This is a genomic window from uncultured Chitinophaga sp., from assembly GCF_902168175.1.
GTDB lineage: Bacteria > Bacteroidota > Bacteroidia > Chitinophagales > Chitinophagaceae > Chitinophaga.
Genome location: NZ_CABHOU010000025.1, coordinates 472,613 through 498,871, shown reverse-complemented (window position 1 = coordinate 498,871; position 26,259 = coordinate 472,613). Strand labels below are relative to the sequence as shown.

Sequence of the window (26,259 nt, the reverse complement as noted above, 5' to 3'; positions counted from 1 at the left end):
TAAACAAATTTACGGCCAAAAACATTGCAATCCGTCAGAAATTATTAAAATCTTCTTAAAAAAATAAATAATTTGAGTTGAAATCTGCTACTGTATTGAACGGGTGTTCCTTCTCTCCTAAAGCGTTAGCGAACAAGTTATTATTCCTTACATTTGTACTTTAACCGGACAGGCATGATAGAAAACAACGAACTATTAGCTATGAATATGGAAAGCCAGTTGTCATTCGAGCAATTCCGCAAGGAGGTATTAAATGATTACCGGCTGGCCTGCGAAAGCAGAGAAGTGAGCCTTTTAGCGAGGAAGGAGGTGTTGACGGGTAAGGCTAAGTTTGGAATTTTTGGCGATGGAAAGGAAATTGCCCAGATTGCTATGGCAAAATACTTCCAGCCCGGTGATTTTCGCTCGGGTTATTATCGCGACCAGACATTTGCATTCGCCAGTGGTATCGCTAATATGGAGCAATTTTTCTCCCAATTATATGCTGACCCGGACGTCGAAAATGAACCGTTTTCTGGTGGCCGGCAGATGAATTCTCACTTTGCAACACCCAATATTGACGAAGACGGAAACTGGCTGCCACTTACAGCGATGATGAACACCGCAACGGATATGGCGCCCACAGCGGCCCAGATGCCTCGTGCGCTAGGACTGGCTTTCGCTTCAAAACTATTTAGAGAAGTTGATGAATTGAAAAGCCTGACACACCTGTCGCATAACGGTAACGAGGTATGTTTTGCAACGATCGGTGATGCCTCAACGTCTGAAGGGCACTTCTGGGAAACTATTAATGCTGCAGGTGTTTTACAGGTACCCCTCGCTGTTTTTGTTTGGGATGATGGATATGGTATTTCTGTGCCACGCAAACATCAGACTACTAAAGGATCTATTAGTGCAGCCTTGGAAGGTTTCCGTAAAACGGAGGATTCCAATGGTTTAGATATATATAATGTAAAAGGATGGGATTATGCCGGTATGTGCGAAGTCTTTGAAGAAGGCCTTCGTAAGGTGCGTGAAACCCATATCCCCGCTATTTTCCATGTTGAAGAAATTACCCAGCCCCAGGGGCACTCTACTTCAGGTTCTCACGAACGGTATAAGAGTAAGGAAAGATTAAGCTGGGAAAAGGAATTTGACTGTAATCTTAAAATGCGCCAGTGGCTGATCAGTAATGCTTTAGCCGATGATGCAACCCTTCACGAAATCGAACTAACTGCCAAGGCTGTTGTGCTGGAAGCTAAGAAACGTGCATGGGAGAAGTATATAACACCTATTAAAGCCCAGGTTACGCAAGTAACGGGTCTTTTGCAAAATGTGGTAAATGAAGGTCGGGCCGAAACAGCCTTTGCCGAACGCGCCAGGCATGATTTGTCTGTTAACCGTGAGCCGTTGCGGAGAGATGTTCTCAAAGCGGCCGCCAGTGTGCTGGTACGAAATCGCAAGATAGAATCTCCGGCTTTGGGGGAATTGAAAGCGTTCTACGACACACAACTTAAAACAGAAAGAGAGAATTATAATACTTACCTGCATGCCACCGGCGCCAACTCTGCACTTAATGTGCCTGTAGTGCCAGCGGCATATAGTGCTGAACCAACTGTTCTCAATGGGTACGAAGTGCTCAACAGGTATTTCGATGAATTGTTTACCCACAACCCTAATGTTTTTGCTTTCGGAGAAGATGTGGGAAAGATAGGCGACGTGAACCAGGGCTTTGCCGGTTTGCAGCAGAAGCATGGTAAGGTGCGTATTGCCGATACCGGCATTCGTGAACTCACCATCATGGGGCAGGGGATAGGGATGGCTCTTCGGGGACTAAGACCTATCGCGGAAATTCAATACCTGGATTATCTGCTTTATGGTTTACAGCCGTTAAGCGACGATGTAGCGTCATTACAATACCGCACCAAAGGAAAGCAGTTCTGTCCGATCATTGTGCGTACACGCGGTCACAGGCTGGAAGGTATCTGGCATTCCGGATCTCCAATGGGTATGATCATCAACTCTTTACGTGGCTTCCATATTTGTGTGCCGCGTAATATGGTGCAGGCAGCGGGGATGTACAACACTTTACTTCGTGCGCATGAGCCAGCGTTGATGATTGAATCATTGAATGGTTACCGTTTGAAAGAAGCATTACCTGAAAACCTTGGTGAATTTACTGTACCTCTGGGAATTGTTGATGTACTCAGGGAAGGTACGGACGTCACGATCGTTTCTTACGGCTCTACGCTCAGAGTAGTGGAAGAAGCCATGCACACGCTTGACGAGCTGGGTATTTCAGTTGAGTTGCTTGATATTCAAACATTGCTGCCTTTCGATATTAATAATACGATCATCGAGTCGCTGAAGAAAACGAACCGTATTTTGTTTGTTGACGAAGATGTTCCGGGTGGGGGCACTGCGTTCATGTTCCAGCAGGTGATAGAGTTGCAGGGTGGTTATCGTTACCTGGACGTTGCTCCACGTACCCTTGCTGCTCAGGCACACCGGCCTGCCTACGGTTCTGATGGTGATTACTTCTCCAAGCCTAATGTTGAAGATGTAGTTACCGTTGTAACGGAAATGATGCAAGAATAATCTGTTAAAAATAAATACAAAGTCCCCTGAGGTAAAGCCATTTACTTCAGGGGACTTTTGTTTTTAGCCCTTTTTCAAAATGAATTTCGTGTTAATTGACGCGTATGGATGCTAGATGTTGTTTACAACCTCATTCATGTCAGTTTATTCAAGATTAGACATTCAGTTTTCCTTTGAAGGCTCTTTTTTGTGTTATAAATATTTGATTTTTAGTTTTTTATACTTTTTTATTATCCCTGTTCATTTTTATTCATTTATAATTTAGCATTCATTACTGTACAAAACCGTCAACTGTGTTCATTGAACAATCTTACTCATATTGATTTCTCTAACTTAGAAGCGAGGTAATGTAACACCCTCCAATACGGCCGATTGCTTTGACGGTTTAAATAGTAAAATAGGCAGGGACCAGGGGCCGTCTCTAAAGATGGCCCTTCTCTTTAACTGTCTTCAAAATAAATAGTAACACTCTTTTCGAAGATTTAGCTTGAATGTTAGACCATACCGAATCCCCTTACCCATTTAATAATTAACATTCAACCAGTATAAAACCATTGAATATGGACATGAGATGTATCCGCTGCGATAACATTGTAACCTCACACAAAAGGATCGCAGAAATTAAATGTACGAAGTGTGGGGGCCAGGTACAGCGGATGCGCTTTGTACGCCTGGTAGAAGGGCTTCACCCTTTAGGAAGGGAGCATAACCTATCGTTGGACGGCAAATTTTGTTATGGGACCTATAAATCCGCGTACGGTTTTTTTATCATAGATAAATTGAATAATCGTTTTAGAAAACTAAGTTATTGTTAGTTGGTTAATACATTTTGGTGGAACAGGGCCATGCGATTTCGTATGGCCCATTTTTTTACAGTTTTGATGGGGGAAAACAGAAATACTTATCTTAATTTACTCATGGGGAGAACGGCAATATGCTTATTTTAGAAGCTGTACCAAATTAAAGCAACCGATGCAAATTGTGATACTTGATGGACAAACACTTAACCCGGGAGATCTTAGCTGGGAGCAGCTACAGGCATTAGGAGAAATAACCGTTTATGAGCGAACGGCGGAAGCAGAGGTCGCAGATCGCTGCAGCGATGCTGATATTGTGCTTACTAATAAAGCGATTCTGAGTAAAGCAACGCTGGAAGCGCTGCCAAAATTGAAGTATATAGGAGTTACAGCCACCGGTTATAATGTAGTGGATGTTAAAACGGCGGAAAGACAGGGCATTACAGTTACCAATGTACCTGCTTATGGCACTTCATCAGTTGCTCAACTGACTATTTCGTTAATGCTGGAGCATTGTTTTAACGTTGGTACACATGCCAACAGTGTGCAGTCGGGCGAATGGGCGGCCAGTAAAGATTTTAGTTATTGGAAAACCCCGTTGATCGAACTACAGCATAAAACGATTGGGATAGTTGGATTAGGCGGCATTGGCCAGGCTGTGGCAAGACTGGCGATGGCGTTCGGAATGCAGGTAATTGCATCTCACAAACATCCTGAAAGAGATAAGATGGTGGGCGTGAAGTTTGTAGATTTGGATACCTGTTTCCGTGAGGCTGATTTTGTAACGCTTCATTGCCCGCTGAACGAGCAGAACAAAGGATTTGTGAATAAAAGAATGATCGAATTGATGAAACCCTCTGCATTCCTCATCAACACAAGTCGTGGACCGTTAATTAATGAAACAGACCTGGCATTAGCACTGAACAGCGGTCGCATTGCCGGTGCAGGCCTTGATGTAATTAGTAAAGAGCCGCCCGATACTGATAACCCATTGTTGACAGCTAAAAATTGTTATATCACACCGCATATTGCCTGGGCTACACTGGAAGCCCGCAAACGGCTGATGAGTGTGGTAGTGGAGAATGTTAAGACATTTATAGAAGGCAGCCCGCAAAACGTGGTAAGCTAAAGAGGAAAAGGGTAAAGGCGTCGTGCCCTTACCCTTTTCAATTATGTGGAACTTATACTTCTATTTCAGATTGTGGAACACCTGCTGCACGTCATCGTCCTGTTCCAGGCGATCGATCAGTTCAAATACTTCCTTGGCTTGTTCTTCGTTCAACTCAACTGTATTAAGCGGAAGACGTTCCAGTTCAGAGGAAATAGGGGTGATGCCTTTTTCCTCGAGTGCTTTCGCCATATTACCGAACTCGCTGAAGGCGGTACGAAGTACAATATTGCCTTCGCTATCTTCACCAATTTCTTCTAAACCGAAGTCGATCAGTTCCAGTTCCAGATCTTCCAGGTTAACACCATCGTTCTTAATTTTGAATACGCCCAGCCTGTTAAACATGAACGCTACGGAGCCACTGTTACCAAGGCTACCACCACCTTTATTAAAGTGCATACGAACGTTGGCCACAGTACGGGTTGTATTGTCGGTAGCCGTTTCAACCATTACCGCCACACCATGAGGTGCATACCCTTCGTAAAGTACTTCTTCATAGTTGGTCTTATCTTTACCTTCTACTGCACGTTTGATGGCCGCTTCTACACGATCTTTAGGCATGTTAACACCTTTGGCGTTCTGCATGCACCGGCGCAGGGCAGGGTTGTTATCGGGATCACCACCGCCTTGTTTAACGGCCATGGCAATATCTTTTCCGATACGGGTAAACTGTTTTGCCATCTTGTCCCAACGGGCGAACATGGTGGACTTTCTTACTTCAAATATTCTTCCCATGATAATGATGTGTAAAGCTGTTTTCTCGGGACCGATTCCTGCGGGCAGGGCCCTTTTGTTGCAGGGAACGGGTGTTTAGCGTTGCAAAAATAAAGTGTTTGGGCCAAATAAAATGAGAAAAACCGCTTCCCGTAGAGGAAAGCGGTTTTTTTATTAGTTAAACGAGCTGTTTTAAGACTTCTCGTTGATTTTGCTGTTTTTAATACCGTAGGTGAAATAAATGACCAGGCCGATAGCGAGCCATGCAGCCAGGCGTAACCAGCTTTCGCCAGGCAGAGAGTACATCAGGTAACCACAAACCAGGATACCGAGAATAGGCACAACAGGCACCAGCGGAGTTTTGAAGGCACGTGGAATGTCCGGCATCGTTTTACGCATGATCATTACACCTACACATACGAGTACGAATGCGAACAGGGTACCGATACTTACCATGTGGCCCAACTGGCTCACAGGCACAAGACCAGCGAAAATGCTCACAAATACCATGAAAAACAAGTTAGTTTTCCAGGGTGTGCGGAATTTAGGATGTACTTCGCTGAAGAATTTGGGCAGCAAACCATCGCGGCTCATAGAGTAGAATACGCGGCTCTGGCCCATCAACATTACCAGCATTACAGACGTATAACCAGCAAGTATGGCGAGAATGAGGCCATTCTGCAGGAAGTCGTAACCAGTTTTCGCAAAAGCAGTAGCAACAGGTTTTGCATCATTCGCAAATAGCTTGTAGTTCAGCAGGCCTGTCATTACGTGAGCGAACAGTACATACAATACAGTACAAACTACCAGCGAACCAAGAATGCCGATAGGCATACCTTTAGCAGGATTTTTAGCTTCCTGTGCAGCAGTAGATACTGCATCGAAACCAATAAAGGCAAAGAATACCACTGCGGCTCCGGTTGCAATACCCGTCCAGCCGAAGTGTTCGTACTGTCCGGTGTTGGCAGGGATGTAAGGTGTATAGTTAGCCGGGTCGATGTGGCCCCAGCCTAAAGCGATGAATACTAATACTACTGCCACTTTCAGAATAACGAGGACGTTATTGAGCGTGGCCGATTCTTTGGTTCCCCTTATGAGCAGGAGAGAAAGCAGGATCACGATAATAACGGCAGGAAGGTTGAAAGTACCACCGTTGATAATTGTGCCATCACTAAGTTTCAGTGTTTCCCAGGGGGAACATACAAGGTTCTGCGGAAGGTGAATACCAAACTTGTGCAGGAACTCCAAAAGGTAGCGCGACCAGCTTACCGCAACGGTAGCAGCACCCAACGCATATTCCAGTACGAGGTCCCAGCCAATGATCCAGGCTACAAACTCGCCCATGGTTGCATAAGAGTAAGTATAAGCACTACCAGCCACAGGGATCATGGAGGCAAATTCTGCATAGCAAAGACCTGCAAATGCGCAACCAACTGCTGCAAGAATAAACGAGATAGTTACTGCAGGACCCGCATTTTCAGCGGCAGCTATACCGGTAAGGGAAAACAGGCCGGCACCAATGATGGCACCAATACCTAATGCAACGAGTGCCCCGGAGCCCAATGTTCTTTTTAGTCCTTTCTCTGATTCTGATGCATCCGATAATAATAATGGAAGAGATTTTTTAGCAAAAATCTTGCTCATAAGAATTTTGTTGTGTGGTTGATGTTGATATTAGGTTTATTTCTATTTATCGAGTATTGCCAAATATAGTATGTAAAATCAAAAAAGGTATTTTTATTTTACCGGCTGTGGCGGGCTTGACAGTCTTCTAACACTTTCATTAGTAAACCGGTTTTCGGCAGTTTGATTTGTAAATCCATTGTCAGCCAATATTTCAGCGGATATTTCGGCCAGAACCTTATTTTTGGGAAATTTTCAGGGAATCAATTTCCGCTAATAATTAGATAATTAAAGAGTAACTGTATGAAGAAATCGAACCGGCTTACGGTTTATATCCTTGTGGCATTGGTGTTGGGCATTGTTGCCGGGGTGATTTACAGGGAAGTTTACCCGGAGGACGCATCCATCAAATCTTTTTCTGATAATATATCGATCGTTACTACCATTTTCCTCCGGCTGATCAAGATGATCATTGCGCCGCTGGTATTTTCGACACTGGTTGTGGGCGTTGCAAAACTTGGCGATATTAAATCGGTAGGCCGTATCGGAGGCAAAACGATGCTTTGGTTCATCTCAGCAACCTTCATATCACTTTTTCTGGGGATGATACTTGTGAATGTGCTTCAGCCTGGTGTATCGCTCAATCTCCCATTGCCAGATACGCACGCAACGCTCGGCCTGGAAAAGGGTAAAATGACGATCCAGAACTTCTTTATACATGTATTTCCTGATAGCGCTATCAGAGCGATGGCAGAGAATGAGATACTGCAGATTGTTGTATTCTCTCTTTTCTTTGGAGTGGCAACAGCGGCCATCGGTGAAAAGGGCGAGCCGGTTGTTAAGCTGATGGACAGCGTTGCGCATGTAATGTTGAAGCTTACCGGGTATGTAATGAAGTTCGCCCCGTTTGCTGTTTTTGCAGCCGTGGCAGCTATCATTGCGCAAAAGGGACCCGGTATCCTTATTACTTATGGCAAATTCATCGGGCAGTTTTATCTGGGCTTAGGGATACTGTGGCTCCTGCTGTGTTTTGCCGGCTATCTGGTAATTGGCAAAAGAGTATTATCATTGATAGTAATGCTTATCGACCCGATTTTGATGGCGTTTAGTACTGCCAGTAGTGAAGCTGCTTACCCGCGTACCATGGAGCAACTAGAAAAGTTTGGGGCCGATAACAGGATTGTGAGTTTCGTTTTGCCGTTGGGTTACTCCTTTAACCTCGACGGCTCTATGATGTATATGACCTTTGCCAGCCTTTTCATTGCGCAGGCCTATGGTATTCACCTCGATTTTGGCCAGCAAATGTCCATGTTACTGGTGTTAATGGTCACCAGTAAAGGTGTAGCCGGTGTGCCCCGTGCCTCACTGGTGGTAATTGCTGGTACGCTTGCCATGTTCGATATTCCGGAGGCTGGGCTGTTCCTGCTGCTTGGTGTTGACCACTTCCTGGACATGGGCCGCTCGGCCACTAATGTTATCGGAAATGCCATGGCCACTACTGTCGTATCTAAGTGGGAAGGCAAACTAGGCGAACCTTTACCGGAAAAATAACGGGGGTTTAACATTTAATATCTTATTTTTCGAGTTCATAAAAATTAATTGCGGGTAATAACCAAGAGCATGGATCAGATCATAGATTTTTTAAAGCACATTCTTAGCCCCGAATGGATTATTGATAATGGGGGATTGTATTTTTTGCTGGCTATCGTTTTTGCTGAAACTGGCCTTTTTGTAGGGTTCTTCCTTCCGGGAGATTCACTGCTTTTCGTAGCTGGTATTTATGGCGACAGGCTTTGCACCAGCTTCTATGATATTCCTTTCTTCGTATTAATGACGATGATCGCGGTTACTGGTGTGATAGGTAATATGGTAGGCTTTTGGTTTGGTCAGAAGTCAGGTCCTTTGTTGTTCAAAAAGAAGGATACTTTCCTGTTCAAGAAAAAACATCTTTACCAGGCACAAGATTTTTATAACAAACATGGTGGTGGTGCAGTGTTCCTGGCCAGGTTCCTGCCCGTAGTAAGGACCTTTGCCCCGATCATTGCCGGAGTCGTAGGCATGGAGCGTAAGAAATTCATGTTTTATAACGTCATCGGTTCTTTTTCATGGGTATTTTCCATGATGCTCGCCGGTCATTATCTCGACAAGGTTTGGCCTAACCTGAAAGACCACCTGGAGCTGATTATCATCATCATTATTGTAGTAACTACTGCACCGGTGATTATCAAGCTGGCTTTCGGTAAACCAAAGAGTAAGGGACAAAAGCACCCGGAAGACCATTTCGTAGGGCCTGACGGGCAAACGCCGCCCTCAGATTCTACCCTGTAGTAAGAAATTTTTTAGCATCCACATATGAAAACTGATACAAAAGTTCCTGTTACACAGGCTGGCGTAAAGCCGGCTGTATCCCTATTAAATGCAGCTGTAATCGTGGCGTCACTCGGTTACTTTGTAGACATTTATGATCTGCTGCTGTTCGGTATTATCCGTATTAAAAGTCTCGCATCGCTCGGCCTCAACCCCGAGCAGATAGAAAGCGTAGGCTTACAACTGATTAATGTGCAGATGCTCGGCCTCCTCGTAGGTGGTATTATCTGGGGAATCCTGGGTGATAAAAAGGGTCGACTCTCCGTGTTGTTCGGTTCTATCCTTCTTTATTCTGTAGCCAACATTGCCAATGGCCTTATCAGCGGCGACAATGCCATTATGTGGTACATGATCTGGCGTTTCGTTGCCGGGCTTGGGCTGGCTGGAGAATTAGGTGCGGGTATTACCCTCGTTTCTGAAATACTGCCAAAGGAAAAACGTGGATTGGGTACGATGATCGTAGCCAGTGTAGGTATTTCCGGCGCTGTAGTTGCCTATTTCGTATCTAAAGCGCTGGGCGATAACTGGCGTGTATGTTACTTTATTGGAGGTGGCTTGGGACTGGCGCTGCTGTTACTGCGTGTAAGCGTGGTAGAATCGGGAATGTTTAAAAACATACAACAGCAGGAAGGAATTAGCCGCGGTAACTACTTTAAGTTCTTTACCGATAAGGAAAGACTGCTGCGTTATATCAAATGTATTTTGATCGGTTTACCCACCTGGTATGTGGTTGGGATACTTGTTTCCTTCTCCGACCGCTTTGCCGAAAAAATGGGAGTGGAGGGTTCTATCGATCCCGGACGTGCGATTATGATTTGTTACGCCTGCCTCACGTTAGGCGACCTGGCCAGCGGATACATCAGCCAGGTGATGAAGAGCCGTAAAAAAGTGTTGTACATCTTTTATACTCTCACCCTAATTAGTGTGCTATTGTATTTCCGCGCTTATGGTGTGAGCGAAACTGTTTTTTACAGCATAATAGGTTTGATGGGCTTTAGTGTAGGCTTCTGGGCGATTTTTGTGACCGTATCTGCAGAGCAGTTTGGTACTAACGTACGTGCAACAGCAGCCACCACCGTGCCTAACTTTGCACGCGGCATGCTAAATATCATATCGCTGTTGTTCGTAATGCTGCAGAAAACAGTGTTCGGCTTGTCATACCTGCAAAGCGGCCTTATTACAGGGCTTGTATGTATTGCCATTGCGTTTATCGCCGCTATCCGTATCGACGAAACTTTCGGTAAAGACCTTAACTATGTGGAAAAGTAGGCCTTAATAAGCGTTTAACAACTTATCCAATAACTTATTCAGCTGTACCACCTCTTTCTCGTTCAGCGATGTTTTGAGGCAGTCGTCCAGCTTATCTATTTCACCGTCAATGGTCCTCAGCAACTGAAGCCCCTTGGCGGTGATTTTTACATCTACTGCACGACGGTCCATTTCACAGCTTTTCCGCTCTACCAGTTCCGATTTACGCAATCTTTCCACCAGGCGCGACACATCACTCATTTTGTCGAGCATCCTGTCTTTTAGTGTATTGATGTTAGCTGCCTTGGGGTGCTGGCCACGCAATATTCGCAGGATGTTGTATTGCTGCATGGTGATATCGTACTGTTTGAAGAAGTGCTGGTGGCGGCTAACGATCCAGTTGCCAACGAAGATAAGACCCACCAGGCCCCGGTGATGTTCGCTCGTGAAATTTTTGGTAGCAATAAGCTTTTCAATATTAGACATACTCAACAAAAATAATATGGCGCAATTTAAATGATAAGTTGATAAAGGCGTGTTTTACAGTAAGTTAACACGTTTGGTTTTTCTGCTGCGAAACGTATAAGCTCATTTCTGCCGGATGAATTCCAGGTTAAGCGTTACGTTTACCATTTTGTCTACTACTAATCCTCCTGTTTCTGTTTTTTTGTCCCATTTCAGGTTATAATCAAACCTGTTGATGTAGGTATTTGCCTTAAAGCCTGCGTGCACTTTGCCCTGGTTGTCGGTTGTTTGCCCGCCTAATGTTACATTGAAAGTAGTTCGTTTCGTGATGCCTCTGATGGTAAGATCGCCTTCCAGCGTGTACTTGTCATCTCCCGTTTTCGTGAACTTCGTGCTTTTGAAAATCATCCTGGGATAATCGTCGGCGTTGAAAAAGTCGGATGATTTGAGGTGTTTGTCCCTGTTATCATCATCGGTGTCGATGCTCATTACATCTACACTGAAGTCGATAGCTGCATCCGTGAAATCTGGTTTGGCACTTTTAATAGTGCCTTCGAAGCTGGTAAATTTGCCCTCTACTTCCGAAATGAGCATGTGCACAACGGAGAACTTTACCGATGAATGCACCCTGTCCAATTTCCAGGAAGCTGTTTGCCCCAAAGTTGTTAACCAGGGGCAGAGGAACAAAAGCAAGAGTAATTGTTTCATAACAAATGCTTTTTGGTGTCCGGCCTTCGAAGCGCTGAGACGAACGTGCGAAAATGACCTGGTACAGATCAAACGTTCATCCCCAAACGCTTAGGTAAAGTTAGGGCATTTCTATAAATTAAAATACGGTAACAACCCGGTAATGATAAAGGCGTAGAAATACGGCCACCGGTACTTACTGCAAATGACAAAGGCAGCCTTGTGAGCTGCCTTTGATCGCCTAACCTTAAACCTATATTTCGCCTTTTATGCCAAACCTAAATCCCTTTCGGGGGTGATTGTTTCTTTAAACGAATTTACGAATAATCAAAGTGCGTGTTGTAACATCTAATCCTAATGTTCTGTTAAAGTGGAGATTAGGGGTGGTTTAACTGTTTCCATATGTCACGAAAAACGCCCCTTATCTTCAAAAAAAAGGGAGAGACGGTTTCCCGCCTCTCCCTTATAGATTATTTTATGTGTATCAGATTAAGCACTCACAACATTCATTTTATCCAGCACGTCCATTACTTCTTTAACGTGCACTGCCGAGGTTTTCAGGAGTTCCTGCTCGTCTTTGTCCAGCTGCAGCTCAATGATCTTTTCAATTCCCTTTTTGCCCAGTACTACCGGCACGCCAAGGTAAATATCTTTAAGTCCATATTCGCCGGTAAGCCAGGCACAGCAAGGGAAAATGCGTTTTTCGTCTTTTACAATGGCTTCTACCATCTGGGCTGCGGCTGCGCCGGGCGCGTACCACGCCGAAGTTCCCAGCAGATTTACAATTTCGCCACCGCCTACTTTAGTACGCTGTATGATAGCTTCCAGCTTGTCGGCAGCCACCAGTTCTGTTACCGGGATGCCCGCAACAGTAGTGTAACGGGGTAATGGCACCATTGTATCACCATGGCCACCCATCAGGATCGCCTGGATGTCTTTGGGAGAACAGCCGATTTCGTCGGCCAGGAAAGCCCTGTAACGTGCTGTGTCCAATATACCGGCCATACCAAACACCTTGCTGCTGTCTTTTTTAGCAGTCAGGAAAGCACAGTAAGTCATCACGTCCAATGGGTTGGATACCACGATAATAATGGCATCGGGCGAGTGTTTGCTGATATTTTCGGTAACAGATTTAACAATGTTGGCATTGGTGGAAATCAGGTCGTCGCGGCTCATACCCGGTTTACGTGGAAGGCCGGAGGTAATTACTACCACGTCGCTGTTGGCTGTTTTCGTGTAATCATTCGTAACACCGGTCACCTTGGTGCTATAGTAGTCAATAGGAGCTTGTTGCCAGGTGTCCAGTGCTTTTCCTTCCGCTGTACCTTCTTTTATATCCAGCAACACGACTTCTCGCAAAAAATCTCTGTGGGCGAGTACATTGGCGCAGGTGGCGCCTACGTTACCAGCTCCAACAACAGTTACTTTCATCTTACGTACAAAATTTAAAAGTGAGGAATAATTGAATCAAATGTAATGATTAATGCCCGACACTCCGGCTTCTGCTACAACAAGTCCTGCAATTTCACGGTGCCTTCGAAGTGTTTGTCCAGCAGTTTCCCTTTTTTATCATAGAAATAAAGGCCGGGGAAGTACTGGAGGTCGTAGAAATACATGATCGACCGGGTAGGTTCGCTGGCCATTGTGATAGCCGGGTAACTGCCAATCTTGTATTGGTTATAGTACTGTTTCATCTGGTCAAGCCCAAAAGGCGTGATCATCAGAATTTGCTTGTCTTTGAACTTATCGATGTTTTTAACCACATCCTCGGTTAAGTGTTTGCAATGATCGCAATCTACGCTGAAAACAAAAACGATCAGTTCCTTGTTCTTTTTGAGTTCCCTGACTGTAGTAATTTTTCCGTCGGGCAGCGTTAACTTGAACGTAGGCGGGGTAGGGTACTGCAGATAAGGAGCTTTCGGGTTCGATGTCTGGGCGCTCACTAAAGCAGGTATCACACAAAAAAGCAAAAAGAAGCTCAGGTATCTCATATTTTTATCCGTTTAGTCATCTAATGTTTGCAATATACGGCATCATTGCCGAACACGAGCGCGCTTAATCTCTTTAAAACTAACACTATAATTTATAACCCCGGAAGTAAAATAAAATTGGGCTTACAGCATATAAATGGCTCGTTTAACAACTGACGGCCGTATCTTTACCCGCTGAATCGACGGCAACAGGGTCATAATTGAGCCATTTCACCCTTATTTTCCTTCAAAACGTGGTGATTTCGTGGTAATTCTGGCAAATTTGTTTGTTCATATTCAGAAATTTTTACTTTTGCAATCCTAATGTAAATTTTTAACTTTAAATCAGTATCCGTTTTATGGCTACCACTGCAGATATCAGAACAGGATTAATCATCAAACTGGAAAACAGTTTGTATTCTGTTGTAGAGTTTGGTCAGAACAAGACTGCCCGCGCTGCTGCCAAAGTTTGGGCTAAATTAAAGGGCGTAGATAATAGCCGTACTATTGAGCATACCTGGAACTCTGGCGACACCATTTACCCGGTGCGCGTAGAAAAGAAGGCCTTCCAATTCCTTTACAAAGATGATTCTGGATATAACTTCATGGACAATGAAACCTTTGAGCAGATTGCGCTGCCCGAAAACATGATCGACGCGCCGCAGTTCCTCAAAGATGGCCAGGAAGTTGCCATCTCTATTAACACAGAAACCGAGCAGCATATGTCGGTAGAATTGCCTGACAAAATTGTAATGCTCGTAACCTACTCCGAGCCGGGTATGAGAGGCGATACCGCTACCCGCACACTTAAACCGGCAACCGTGGAAACCGGCGCTACCGTTATGGTGCCCCTGTTCGTGGAAGAAGGCGAAATGATCCGTGTGAACGCCAAAACCGGTGAATATATCGAGAGAGTAAAGTAATTACCATATCAACAGATTTCATTCCTAAGAACAATCATTACTAAAACAAAAAACTGCCTACATGGATTTTAAACAGATTCAGGAGCTGATCAAGATGGTGAATAAGTCTAACATCAGCGAACTGAGCATCGAGCAGGACAAGTTTAAGATTACAATAAAACAAAAGGATGCTGAAGGGCAGATTGTAGCGGTTCCCGCTATGGCGCCAGTTCAGGCTTACGCACAGCCAGTAGCCCAGGTTGCAGCAACTCCTCAGGCTCCGGCAGCAGGAACACCTGCAGTAGCACCTGTGAAAGACAACCTGATCACTATCAAATCGCCCATGATCGGTACTTTTTATCGCAGCGCAGGTCCGGATAAACCACCATTCGTAAACGTTGGCGACGATGTAAGCGCAGGCAAAGTGGTTTGTATTATCGAAGCCATGAAATTGTTTAATGAAATTGAAAGTGAAGTAAGTGGTAAAATCGTGAAAATACTGGTGGACGACGCTTCACCGGTGGAATACGATCAACCGCTGTTCCTGGTTGAACCATAACATTTCGGATAAAGTTGGAAGGTTGTAAGGTTAGGCCCTTACAACCTTCCAACTTTTAGCTTTTTTAACCTATTACGAAAAACAATGTTTAAAAAGATACTGATCGCTAACCGTGGCGAAATCGCCCTGCGCATTATCCGCACCTGCAAGGAAATGGGCATCAGAACGGTAGCTGTATATTCAACTGCAGATAAAGACAGCCTCCACGTGAAGTTCGCGGACGAGGCAGTGTGCATCGGCAAACCGCAGAGCAGCGAATCTTACCTGAATATCCCTCACCTGATGGCAGCGGCAGAAATTACCAATGCCGATGCTATACATCCCGGCTACGGCTTCCTCGCCGAAAACGCCAAGTTCGCTGAAATCTGCGGCGAACATGGTATCAAATTCATCGGCCCCACCCCGGATATGATCCGCAGAATGGGTGATAAGATGACTGCGAAAGAAACGATGATCGCTGCCGGCGTACCGGTTATTCCAGGATCTGCCAGCCTGCTCGAAAGCGCAGATGAAGCGAGAAAAGTGGCCAAAGAAATGGGCTACCCCGTTATCATCAAAGCCACCGCTGGTGGTGGTGGTAAAGGTATGCGCGTGGTTTGGCAGGAAGAAGAACTGGAGAACAACTACAACATGGCCAAAAACGAAGCCCGCGCTTCTTTCAATAACGATGGTATTTACATGGAGAAATTCGTGGAAGAACCCCGTCACATTGAAATACAGATAGCAGGCGACCAATACGGCAAAGTATGTCACCTCTCCGAACGCGATTGCTCTATCCAGCGCCGTCACCAGAAACTGGTGGAAGAATCTCCTTCTCCGTTTATGACGCCTGAACTTCGTGAAAAAATGGGCGAAGCAGCTATCAAAGCCGCCAGCGCTATTAACTACGAAAGCGTAGGTACTATCGAGTTCCTGGTAGACAAACACCGTAACTTCTATTTCATGGAAATGAACACCCGTATCCAGGTAGAACATGGCGTTACGGAAGAAGTAATCAACTTCGACCTGATTAAAGAACAAATTAAGATCGCAGCGGGCATCCCTATCTCCGGAAAAAACTATACGCCACAGATGCATGCCATCGAGTGCCGTATCAATGCCGAAGACCCGTACAACGATTTCCGTCCATCTCCGGGTAAAATCACCGTGCTGCATACACCAGGCGGCCATGGCGTAAGGGTAGATTCGCACATCTACGCAGGTTATGTTATTCCTCCTTACTACGATTCCATGGTGGCTAAAATCATCACCATCGCCCAAACCCGCGAAGAGGCCATCAACTCTATGGAGAGAGCCCTCAGCGAGTTCGTGATAGAAGGCGTAAAAACTACCATTCCGTTCCACCAGCAGCTTATGCGCAACGAGGACTTCAGGAAAGGTAACTTTACTACCAAATTTACAGAAGGCTTTAAACTGGTGTAGGCCGGTTCTAATACCATATTGGAAAGGGAGAACGTTATTGTTCTCCCTTTTTATTTTAGCAAGAGCCAATATGTAGGGGTAATACCTCATTGCCGGGTAGCGCTGGAGGGCAGGTAACCACATCAACCAATGGAGAGTTTTTAACGAGTGCCTGCATTATATGGTTGTTAGCGCAACAGGCTCATTAAACACAAAATTGCTTGGTAAATGGCAAAGTTGTTGCCTGTTCACCTCCCGATGCCATTTTACGAAGTATCCCTCTTATATTTAAAGTATGAAACCTGTCACCCGCAAACCGCCTTTTTATACGAAGCTGAGTCTCGTATTGCTAAGCCTTGTACTGATCGTCCTTATCCTGCAGGTAACTAAAGAGGTGCTGGCGCCGGTAGCCTTCGCCTTTTTGTTCTCGCTTTTATTACTGCCGCTCGCACAATTGATGGAGAGGATCCGTTTCTCAAGGGGCGCTGCTGCGGGCATTGCGGTGTTCTTTTTTGTATTGAGCATGGCAGGCATTTTATATTTTGTATCCATGCAAATGGCCGGTTTTCTGGCGGATATACCTTTGCTCGAACAGCGGCTGTTGGCGGAGGCTGATGTGCTTACCGACTGGATCGATCATCGTTTTAATATCAGCTCGGCTAACCAGATGGCGTACCTAAACGACATAGCCGACCGCAGTATTTCCGGTGGCGCGCAAATGCTCATCAACACATTTTCTTCTGTGTCTGCCACTGTACTGTTCCTGGTGTTCATCCCTATTTATACATTTTTCCTGCTCTATTATCGCAGGTTGCTGGTGAGTTTCCTGGTAAAGTTGTTCCGCCGTGAACATGCAACTGATGTATATGATGCGATCGACGAAACCAGGAAAGTGGTGAAAGGCTATGTAGTTGGACTGTTCATCGAAATGATCGTGGTGGCGGCGCTTAACTGCACGGTGCTGGCGCTTATTGGTGTTAAGTACGCTGTGCTGCTCGGCACTATTGGCGCATTACTCAACGTTATCCCGTACATCGGTTTTATCGTTACGATGATCTTTACCATCATCATCACTTTTACGACCAATACCGGTATCATGGCGGTTTGGGCGGCGTTAGCGCTGTTCGCTATCCATCTGCTGGACAGTAATGTACTGCTGCCACGTATCGTTGGCTCTAAAGTAAAGATCAATGCGCTGGTCACAATATTGGGGGTATTTATCGGTAACATGGTGTGGGGGGTAAGCGGTATGTTTATTTCCATTCCCGCGCTGGCACTGCTTAAAATCATTTTCGACCGCATGCCTAACATGCGCGCCTGGGCCATCTTGCTGGGTACCGACGAAAAATAAAAAACGGCTTACAGAAGTAAGCCGTCGTTTTCCTAAAACACTTTTATCTATCAGAACTATTTAGTTATTTTCTGAAGCAGCTTCCTGTTCAACGGGAGCGCCTCTTTTATGGTCTGGTTTCCGTTTACCGCGTTGTTGTATTTTTTCGTACTGTTCGGTGCTCAGCGTGGCTTTTAGTTTGCTATCCCGCTGTTCACGCAGTTGTTTGAATTGAGCTTTACGCTGATCTTCAGATAAATCTTTGTTGTTACGCAGGGCCACCGTTTTATCATGAAAATCGCCGTTGATGCTTTTCAGTTGTTTGCTCTGCTCTTCGTTCAGGCCCAGGTCTTGTTTAGGCCTGTCGCCACGTTTTCCTTTACCTCTCGCCATTTTATCGTGACGTTTCTCTTTATAACCTTCCATTTTAGCTCTGGTAGCCGCGCGGTTGCTTTCCCATTTGGTAAATTGTTCATCATTCATCACCGTTTTAAGTTTGCCGCTACGTTCCTTGTCCAGGGCTTCCAGCTTCGATTTTCGCTCTTCTTTACTGAGTTCTTTATTTTTCTGGATGGCCTGGGCACTGCTCATAAATTCCTTGTTAATATCCTTCACCTGCGCAGACTGTTTTTCGTCCAGTTTCAGGTCGTCCTGCATTTTCGCTCTTTGTTCGTGCATAGGGCGTTTGTGCGTGCGGGTACTGTCTTGTGCAAATGCTGCAGTACTGGCAGAAGTTATAATTAACGCAATCAGTATTCTTTTCATAAATTATCGATTTGTAGTAATAGACAGGGTAGGGGAACAAAGGTTTAAGTGCCTGCCCGAGGTTTAACATACTTTAACATTAATCCTAAATTGAGGGGACGGGCTGGGGGAATTCTATTCAGCCGCCGTTGTGTCACTCCCTTCAGCGACCAGATCTATACCGGGCTGTTTTATACAATTGTAACAATGGCCGTGTATACACCGGCTCGACTGCCACCGACAACTTAGTGTCGCAAACACACCCGCGTGCCTGAACCTGTTTAGCCGTCCGTTCGCTTCGCCACGCTTATTCAGTTCGTTACCAGTCACTTATGGGCAAAAAAGAACCCCCGGTAAAAACCGGGGGCCATCATACACCAAAACAATCTTACGGTTTTTTATCGCAAGAAAAGCAGTTCTCTGTATTTAGGCAGTGCCCAAACCTTGTCATCCACCAGGAATTCGAGTTTGTCTGCGTGGTAGCGGATCACATCAAAGTAAGGACCTTTGATCTTTTCACAGTAATCAATCGCTTTCTCACGGCTGTCAGACAGTTTGTTCGCAACTTTGCGAGCCTCGATCATCGCCTGTACGTTTTCGCTGATGACGTTGATATGTTCAGAAATTTTTTCGGCAATTTGTTTCTGGGCCTTGTAAGCACTTTCAGGGAAACCAGCTGCTTTGAGGCCATTGATGTTAGCCAGCAGCGTGTTCTGGTAAGTGATTGCGCAAGGCAATACAGTGTTAGTAGCGAGGTCACCGATTACGCGGGCTTCGATCTGTACTTTTTTCACGTAGTCTTCCAGCAGGATTTCGTAACGTGCGTGCAGTTCTTTCTCGTTGTAAACGCCTGTTTCTACGAACAGTTTAGTAGATTTCTCAGTAACGTAAGCATCCAGTGCGCGAGGCGTGGTTTTTACGTTAGGTAAACCTCTTTTTTCTGCTTCTTTTTCCCACTCTTCGCTATAACCGTCGCCTTCGAAGAGGATCTTCTCAGACTCAACGATATATTTACGAAGGGTTTGCATGATAGCAATCTCTTTCTTCTCGCCTTTTTCGATCAGGCCGTCAACTTCAGTTTTGAAGTTGGCCAGTGTTTTAGCCATAATGGTGTTAACCACGGTCATCGCAGAAGCACAGTTGGCAGAAGAACCTACCGCGCGGAACTCAAACTTGTTACCGGTAAAGGCAAAAGGAGAGGTACGGTTACGGTCGGTGTTGTCGAGCAGCAGCTCAGGAATATGACGGTGAAGGTCCAGTTTCAGGATCGCTTCGTCTTGTTCGTCGAATTTGTTGCTAACGCGGGTTTTCACCGCTTCCAGTACTTCAGCCAGGTATTTACCTACGAATACGGAAATGATCGCTGGAGGAGCTTCGTTCGCACCAAGACGGAAATCGTTGCTTGGAGAGGCGATAGATGCACGCATCAGGTCGTTATAATCGTGTACAGCTTTAATAGTGTTCACGAAGAAGGTGAGGAACATCAGATTGGTCTTAGGCGTTTTGCCAGGAGCCAGCAGGTTTACACCAGTATCTGTAGCAAGGCTCCAGTTATTGTGTTTACCTGAACCGTTGATGCCAGCGAATGGTTTCTCGTGCAGTAATACGCGCAGTTTGTGGCGTTTACCTACTTTAGCCATCACGTCCATCAGCAGGGAGTTGTGGTCAACTGCGATGTTAACTTCTTCGAAGATAGGCGCACACTCGAACTGAGCAGGTGCTACTTCATTGTGACGGGTTCTTAAAGGAATACCCAGTTTGTAAGACTCTTCTTCGAAATCACGCATGAAAGCGTAAGCGCGCTCAGGGATAGCACCGAAGTAGTGGTCTTCCAGCTGCTGGCCTTTAGCAGGAGCGTGGCCAACTACAGTACGACCGCACATTACCAGGTCAGGACGGGCGTTAGCCAGACCTTCGTCAACCAGGAAGTACTCCTGTTCCCAACCGAGGGTAGCAGTTACTTTGTTAACGTTTTTATCGAAATAGTTACAAACTTCAACCGCAGATTTGTCAAGAGCAGCCAGTGCTTTCAGCAAAGGAGCTTTGTAATCAAGCGATTCGCCTGTATAAGCTACGAAAATTGTAGGGATGCAGAGGGTTTTACCAGCACCCTGCTCAATAATGAAAGCAGGAGAAGAAGGGTCCCATGCAGTGTAACCGCGAGCCTCAAAAGTAGCACGGATACCACCGTTAGGGAAGCTGGAAGCATCAGGCTCCTGTTGAACCAATGCATCGCCATCAAAAGTTTCGATGGAAGTTCCATCACTTTTCAGAGTAAAGAAAGAGTCATGTTTTTCAGCTGTAGTGCCGGTCAGGGGTTGGAACCAGTGCGTGTAGTGGGTTACGCCTTTTTTCATTGCCCATGACTTCATTCCTGATGAAATCTGTTCCGCCATCTTGCGCTCGATCTTAGTGCCGGCCTTAATGGAGTTCATCAGGCTTTTGTAAGCCTCGTCACTCAGATGTTCCCGCATTGATCTGCCGGAAAAAACATTACTTCCAAAAACATCTGTGATCTTACCGTTGTGTTCTGGTTTGATTTTAACATCTACGCCGGTTAAGCCTTCCAGCGCAGTAAAACGTAAAGATTGCATGCTGTGAATAATTTTCTACAAAAAAACACTTCTTATCTTTAAAATGCAAGAATTAAACATTTTTTAATCTAAATATTGCATTTTGATGGCTAAAGGGCGCTTTTTTTGAAATTTGGCCAAAAAACTGAGGAACCAGTTGCTCGAAACTGATATATTAAAAATAACATAATTCATATGTGCGTGTATTGATTTTCAACCTTTTCTGAAAGTCTTGAAAATCACATGTTTCCAACCCATTTTATCCTGTCAGGTAAGGCACAATGTATCGGTTACTTACATTCTTGTCACAAATGAGCTGTTTCTTGTCTATTGATATAAAAGCATGTAGATTTGCATCTTCTTTTAAAATCGTAAACTTACATGCAAACCACTACCGTAGAAACGGCTGAACAGCTGGGACTTACCGCAGATGAATTTGAGAGAATAAAATCCGTTTTAGGCCGTACGCCCAATTTCACAGAACTGAGCATGTACTCTGTTATGTGGAGTGAGCATTGCAGCTATAAAAATTCTATTGTCTGGTTAAAAACACTCCCGCGTGATGGCGATCGTTTATTGGTGAAAGCCGGTGAGGAAAATGCGGGTCTGGTAGACATCGGCGATGGTTATGCCGTTGTATTTAAAATAGAATCACATAATCACCCCTCCGCTATCGAGCCTTTTCAGGGCGCTGCTACTGGCGTAGGGGGTATTCACCGCGATATTTTCACAATGGGCGCACGCCCTGTTGCTACGCTTAACTCTCTGCGTTTCGGCAACATCAACGATAAAAAAACACAGCACCTGCTTAAAGGTGTGGTAGACGGTATCAGCCACTATGGTAACTGCTTCGGCGTACCTACTGTGGGCGGTGAAGTTTACTTCGAGGACTGCTACAGCACCAATCCGCTGGTAAACGCAATGAGCGTTGGTGTGGTAAAAGTAGGTCAAACTGTTTCTGCTACTTCTTTCGGCGAAGGTAACCCGGTATTCATCGTAGGCTCCGCTACCGGTAAAGATGGTATCGGTGGTGCTTCTTTCGCATCGGCCGATATTACTGAAGAAAGTGCGCAGGACCTGCCGGCCGTACAGGTGGGCGATCCTTTCCAGGAAAAGAAACTGCTGGAAGCCTGTCTTGAAATTATCCCTACCGGCGCACTCGTTGGTATGCAGGATATGGGTGCAGCAGGCATCACTTGTTCTACTGCTGAAATGAGCGCTAAAGGTGAGCATGGTATGAAGATCCAGCTGGATAAAGTGCCTACCCGCCAGGAAAATATGAAGGGCTGGGAAATGCTGCTCAGCGAAAGCCAGGAACGTATGCTCATCGTGATCAAAAAAGGTCGCGAAGCAGAAGTACTGCGCATCTTCGATAAATGGGACCTCCACTGCGTACAAATCGGTGAAGTAACCAAAGACCCAAGCCTGAAGTTCTATATGAACGGCGAGCTGGAAGCCGACCTGCCTGCAGAAAGCATGGTACTCGGTGGCGGTGCCCCTCAGTACCACAGGGCTTATGTAGAGCCGAAGTACTTCGAGAAAATCAAAGCTTTTGAGATCCAGAATATTCCGGACGTGCAGAACCTGAAGTTTGCTGCCGAAAGAATGGTACAGTTGCCGAATATTGCCTCTAAACGTTGGGTTTACACGCAGTACGACAGCATGGTAGGTACCGCCAACGCCTCTACCAATGCGCCCAGCGATGCGGCCATTGTTGTAGTAAAAGGTACCAAAAAGGCCCTGGCTATGACGACCGACTGTAACAGCCGTTATGTGTACGCCGATCCTTTGAAAGGCGGTCAGATTGCAGTAGCGGAAGCTGCCCGTAACATCGTATGTTCCGGTGGCGAGCCCGTTGCTATCACTAACTGCCTGAACTTCGGCAACCCTTACGATCCTGAAGTATACTTCCAGTTCGTAAATGCGCTGAAAGGTATGGGCGACGCCTGCCGCAAGTTCAATACCCCGGTAACCGGCGGTAACGTAAGCTTCTACAACCAGTCTCCCGACGGACCAGTATATCCTACACCAACAATAGGTATGGTAGGTGTACTGAATTTCGAAGACCGTATGACGCTCGACTTTAAAAACGAAGGTGACCTGGTATACCTGGTTGGCCGTAGTTATAATGATATCAACAGCTCTGAATACCTGCACAAAATCATTGGTGTGGAATTCAGCCCCGCGCCTCACTTTAACCTGGATGAAGAATTCCAGTTACAGCAGGCAGTAGCTAAAGTGATTAAGTCTGGTCTGGTTCAGTCTGTACACGACGTTAGTGAAGGCGGTTTGTTCATCACTGCGCTGGAAAGCGCGATGCACAGAGGCTTCGGTTTCGAACTGAAAACTAATGATCACTTCCGTAAAGATGCTTACCTGTTTGGCGAGGCGCAGAGCCGCGTAGTGGTGACTGTAAGCCCTGCAGACCGTGAAAAATTCGAGGCGCTCCTGCATACACTGGTAGATGCTTCCGAACATAGCGTACGTTACGAGAAAGTAGGTGTGGTGAAAGGCGAAAACGTGATTGTTAACGGTGAAGACTGGGGTCGTACCGAAGAATGGAAGAAAAAATATGATACTGCCCTGGAAAAACACCTGGAGCACTAGTTATATCAAGCATATTCGCACAAAAAGACCGGTTTTAGCCGGTCTTTTTGTATTTATGGGCGTCGCCGTCATTATTTGTACCGGCATTCTAAAACGCCGCCCTGCGCGTCTACCGCAGGAGGTCTTTATACGGCCAAGGTTCAGGCTTCGTCGCTTCTCACCGTCTATTTCTTACACCTGGTTTGTTAACAGCCCTTTTAAGCTGCATATGACAGTCAACGCCAGCCTGTTAGCTGATCCTTCCATTATATTCTACCCATCAATTATGTAAGATGTATGGTCGACGAAGTGTTTAAACATTTTAAAGTCAGGCTACTTAGTGAATTTCCGCTGAATGTGGTGATCGTTAACGTATGCCGCATCGCTAAAAGATGCTCATATTATCAACTTTAATCCATTAGTCCGTTCTGTCATCTATACCCCTTTTACACATTTAGTGTTATATAAATCGTTAACAAATCGGCCCCGGATTGCGTTCAAAACGCGCCATTTTCGCCTGAAAACGAGGCGCAGTTTGTTAATAGCAAATAACAATTGCCAGTCTGGGTGTTAACAACTCCATAAAAACCGTAAAAATCGGCCTAAACCGTTAGTATGCCTAGGTTTATGGTGGTTATTCACACATTGTTAATAACCCAACATATTAAAAAAAACGGCTAAAAATGGCCCTTTAATTCGTGATTTTCAAACCAAAACGTGCTTATTGTGTCGTTCGTTAATAATCGCTTAACAACTTATTAACAAAATACCACGATCGTGTTATTGATATACGGTAGAAGTGATCTACTTTTGAATAGAGCGAGAGAATGAGAGCAGGCGCAGATGTAGAGGTCGGATAGTGAAGATTTTTACAAGCAGAAATACATACAAAATATTTATACATTATTTTTTTGGAGGAGAACTCCAGCTTTCTATGAAGACCTATTTAATTCGAAGAAGTTTATTTACCATGTCCTAATGATTTACGTTTCGACCATGTCCTAATATGAAAAGAAGAAGATGTTTATCCATATCCTAGTGAAAAGTAGTTTACCATGTCCTAGTGAAAAGTAGAATGTACCAATCCTAATGAGAAACTAGTATTACACCTAGTGAAAGAACGATTTGTTTGCCAGGGCTGAATTTATTCAGCCCTTTTTTTGCCCTTACGTGTCGGTAGGGCAAAAAAAAGGGGAAAGCAACTGCTTTCCCCTTTTTCATATAAAGTATTGTAATAGTTATACTACAGGAATTTCCGCTACCTGGTATACTTTGTTGTCCAGTTTCTTTTTGGTTTCGCTGAACGCGTTCAGTGTTTCCTCGATATCCTGGTCGGTATGCGATGCGGTAGGGATAATGCGGTAGATGATCTGGCCTTTCGGGATTACAGGGTAAACCACGATAGAACAGAAGATGTTGTAGTTCTCGCGCAAATCCAGGCACATGGCAGTGGCTTCCGGGATATCACCTTTCAGGTAGATAGGTGTAACCGGAGAATCGGTATGACCGATGTCGAAGCCCCTGTCACGCAGGCCTTTCTGTATTTTGGCCACATTATCCCAGAGTTTTGCTTTAAGTTCTGGTTGATTGCGGAGCATCTGCAGACGTTTCAGATTACCTACCACCAGTGGCATTGGAACTGATTTCGCGAATATCTGCGAGCGCATGTTATAGCGCAGGTAATTAATAATACCACGGTCGCCGCTGATGAAAGCACCGATAGAGGCCATAGATTTAGCGAAAGTAGAGAAATACAGATCTATTTCGTCCTGCACGCCCTGCGCTTCACCAGTACCCGCACCAGTTTCGCCCATTGTACCAAAACCGTGGGCATCGTCTACCAGCAAACGGAATTCATAATCTTTTTTCAGTGCAACGATTTCTTTCAGTTTGCCCTGGTCGCCGCCCATACCGAATACACCTTCTGTAATAACGAGAATACCACCGTTACCGCCATTGTCTTTCAGGCGCTCTGTAGCACGTTTCAGCTGTTTTTCGCAATCCGCTACGTCGTTATGCTTATACACATAGCGGTGACCCGGGTGCAGGCGAAGGCCGTCGATAATACAAGCGTGGCTTTCTGCATCGTACACGATAATGTCGTGACGGCCGCAAAGCGCATCAATAGCGCTCATGATACCCTGGTAACCAAAGTTCAGTAGCACCGTGTCTTCTTTCTTTTCAAATTCGGAAAGTTCTTTTTCGAGTTGCTCATGATAATTCGAGTTACCACTCATCATACGGGCGCCCATTGGGTAACCCAGGCCGAATTCTTTAGCAGCTTCCGCATCTATTGCACGTACTTCCGGGTGATTTGCCAGACCGAGGTAGTTGTTAAGGCTCCATACAATCTTTTCTTTCCCGCGGAAGTTCATACGGTTCCCGATTTCGCCTTCCAGCTTAGGGAAAGCAAAGTATCCATGTGCTCTGTCAGAGTGTTGGCCGATAGGACCGAGATTTCTAGTTAGTTTCTCGAATATATCCATGATGTTAAATATTTTTTAATTGAATATGATCAATCACCCCACAAAGGTATTAAAATATTATT

The 26,259-nt window shown here is 45.3% G+C and carries 19 protein-coding genes; 10 read left to right on the top strand and 9 right to left on the bottom strand.

The annotated features are described in order from the left end of the window. Window positions 1-174: 174 nt before the first annotated feature. Window positions 175-2,577: a thiamine pyrophosphate-dependent enzyme gene (locus QZT80_RS05490; protein WP_295118795.1), complete on the top strand. Its 2,403-nt coding sequence runs from the start codon at window positions 175-177 to the stop codon at window positions 2,575-2,577. A 972-nt stretch (window positions 2,578-3,549) separates the two neighbouring features. After that, entirely contained in the window at window positions 3,550-4,503 is a 954-nt protein-coding gene (locus QZT80_RS05485) for a D-2-hydroxyacid dehydrogenase (protein ID WP_295118792.1), read from the top strand. 60 nt (window positions 4,504-4,563) lie between these two features. Here QZT80_RS05485 and QZT80_RS05480 read toward each other — a convergent pair whose 3' ends face one another. Both QZT80_RS05480 and QZT80_RS05475 read right to left on the bottom strand, forming a co-directional pair. Then, window positions 4,564-5,277 (bottom strand): YebC/PmpR family DNA-binding transcriptional regulator, encoded by a 714-nt coding sequence (locus QZT80_RS05480; protein ID WP_295118790.1) that lies wholly within the window; start codon window positions 5,275-5,277, stop codon window positions 4,564-4,566. A gap of 171 nt (window positions 5,278-5,448) precedes the next feature. Further along, a complete protein-coding gene (locus QZT80_RS05475; RefSeq protein WP_295118787.1) occupies window positions 5,449-6,900 on the bottom strand; it encodes an amino acid permease in 1,452 nt (483 codons plus the stop codon). A gap of 282 nt (window positions 6,901-7,182) precedes the next feature. On the opposite strand from QZT80_RS05475, the gene QZT80_RS05470 reads away from it, so the two are divergent. The 3 genes from QZT80_RS05470 (at window position 7,183) to QZT80_RS05460 (ending at window position 10,515) form a co-directional block, all read left to right on the top strand. After that, window positions 7,183-8,430 carry a dicarboxylate/amino acid:cation symporter gene (locus QZT80_RS05470; protein WP_295118784.1) on the top strand — a complete coding sequence of 416 codons (1,248 nt, stop codon included), beginning with the start codon at window positions 7,183-7,185 and terminating at the stop codon, window positions 8,428-8,430. Window positions 8,431-8,499: 69 nt separating this feature from the next. Continuing rightward, complete coding sequence (locus QZT80_RS05465; RefSeq protein ID WP_295118781.1) at window positions 8,500-9,207, top strand: VTT domain-containing protein; 708 nt, start codon at window positions 8,500-8,502, stop codon at window positions 9,205-9,207. A gap of 24 nt (window positions 9,208-9,231) precedes the next feature. Further along, window positions 9,232-10,515, top strand: coding sequence for an MFS transporter (locus tag QZT80_RS05460; RefSeq protein WP_295118778.1), 1,284 nt, complete (start codon window positions 9,232-9,234; stop codon window positions 10,513-10,515). Window positions 10,516-10,518: 3 nt separating this feature from the next. On the opposite strand, the gene QZT80_RS05455 is transcribed toward QZT80_RS05460, so the two are convergent. The 4 genes from QZT80_RS05455 to QZT80_RS05440 form a co-directional block, all read right to left on the bottom strand. Next, window positions 10,519-10,980: a MarR family transcriptional regulator gene (locus QZT80_RS05455; protein WP_295118775.1), complete on the bottom strand. Its 462-nt coding sequence runs from the start codon at window positions 10,978-10,980 to the stop codon at window positions 10,519-10,521. Window positions 10,981-11,082: 102 nt separating this feature from the next. Beyond that, the gene (locus QZT80_RS05450; protein ID WP_295118773.1) at window positions 11,083-11,667 is read right to left on the bottom strand and encodes a YceI family protein; all 585 of its coding nucleotides are present in this window, start codon (window positions 11,665-11,667) and stop codon (window positions 11,083-11,085) included. 468 nt (window positions 11,668-12,135) lie between these two features. Next, window positions 12,136-13,077, bottom strand: a complete 942-nt coding sequence (mdh, locus tag QZT80_RS05445; protein WP_295118770.1) for a malate dehydrogenase — start codon at window positions 13,075-13,077, stop codon at window positions 12,136-12,138. Between the two features lie 74 nt (window positions 13,078-13,151). Then, the gene (locus tag QZT80_RS05440) at window positions 13,152-13,637 is read right to left on the bottom strand and encodes a peroxiredoxin (protein ID WP_295118767.1); all 486 of its coding nucleotides are present in this window, start codon (window positions 13,635-13,637) and stop codon (window positions 13,152-13,154) included. A gap of 338 nt (window positions 13,638-13,975) precedes the next feature. Here QZT80_RS05440 and efp point away from each other — a divergent pair, with 338 nt between their 5' ends. From efp to QZT80_RS05420, 4 genes are all read left to right on the top strand, one after another. Beyond that, a complete protein-coding gene (gene efp / locus QZT80_RS05435; protein ID WP_295118765.1) occupies window positions 13,976-14,539 on the top strand; it encodes an elongation factor P in 564 nt (187 codons plus the stop codon). 61 nt (window positions 14,540-14,600) lie between these two features. Then, window positions 14,601-15,077: an acetyl-CoA carboxylase biotin carboxyl carrier protein gene (gene accB, locus QZT80_RS05430; RefSeq protein WP_295118762.1), complete on the top strand. Its 477-nt coding sequence runs from the start codon at window positions 14,601-14,603 to the stop codon at window positions 15,075-15,077. Window positions 15,078-15,161: 84 nt separating this feature from the next. Then, the gene (gene accC, locus QZT80_RS05425; protein ID WP_295118759.1) at window positions 15,162-16,499 is read left to right on the top strand and encodes an acetyl-CoA carboxylase biotin carboxylase subunit; all 1,338 of its coding nucleotides are present in this window, start codon (window positions 15,162-15,164) and stop codon (window positions 16,497-16,499) included. Between the two features lie 274 nt (window positions 16,500-16,773). Beyond that, window positions 16,774-17,829, top strand: a complete 1,056-nt coding sequence (locus tag QZT80_RS05420; RefSeq protein ID WP_295118756.1) for an AI-2E family transporter — start codon at window positions 16,774-16,776, stop codon at window positions 17,827-17,829. Between the two features lie 60 nt (window positions 17,830-17,889). Here the strand turns inward: QZT80_RS05420 and QZT80_RS05415 are convergent, their stop codons facing one another. Then, window positions 17,890-18,573, bottom strand: a complete 684-nt coding sequence (locus tag QZT80_RS05415) for a hypothetical protein (protein WP_295118753.1) — start codon at window positions 18,571-18,573, stop codon at window positions 17,890-17,892. Between the two features lie 377 nt (window positions 18,574-18,950). Then, window positions 18,951-21,146: a glutamine synthetase III gene (locus QZT80_RS05410; protein ID WP_295118751.1), complete on the bottom strand. Its 2,196-nt coding sequence runs from the start codon at window positions 21,144-21,146 to the stop codon at window positions 18,951-18,953. 360 nt (window positions 21,147-21,506) lie between these two features. Between QZT80_RS05410 and purL the strand changes: the two genes are divergently transcribed. Next, complete coding sequence (gene purL / locus QZT80_RS05405; RefSeq protein WP_295118748.1) at window positions 21,507-23,732, top strand: phosphoribosylformylglycinamidine synthase subunit PurL; 2,226 nt, start codon at window positions 21,507-21,509, stop codon at window positions 23,730-23,732. Window positions 23,733-24,949: 1,217 nt separating this feature from the next. On the opposite strand, the gene QZT80_RS05400 is transcribed toward purL, so the two are convergent. Continuing rightward, window positions 24,950-26,197, bottom strand: a complete 1,248-nt coding sequence (locus tag QZT80_RS05400) for an aminotransferase class I/II-fold pyridoxal phosphate-dependent enzyme (protein WP_295118745.1) — start codon at window positions 26,195-26,197, stop codon at window positions 24,950-24,952. Window positions 26,198-26,259 lie beyond the last annotated feature (62 nt).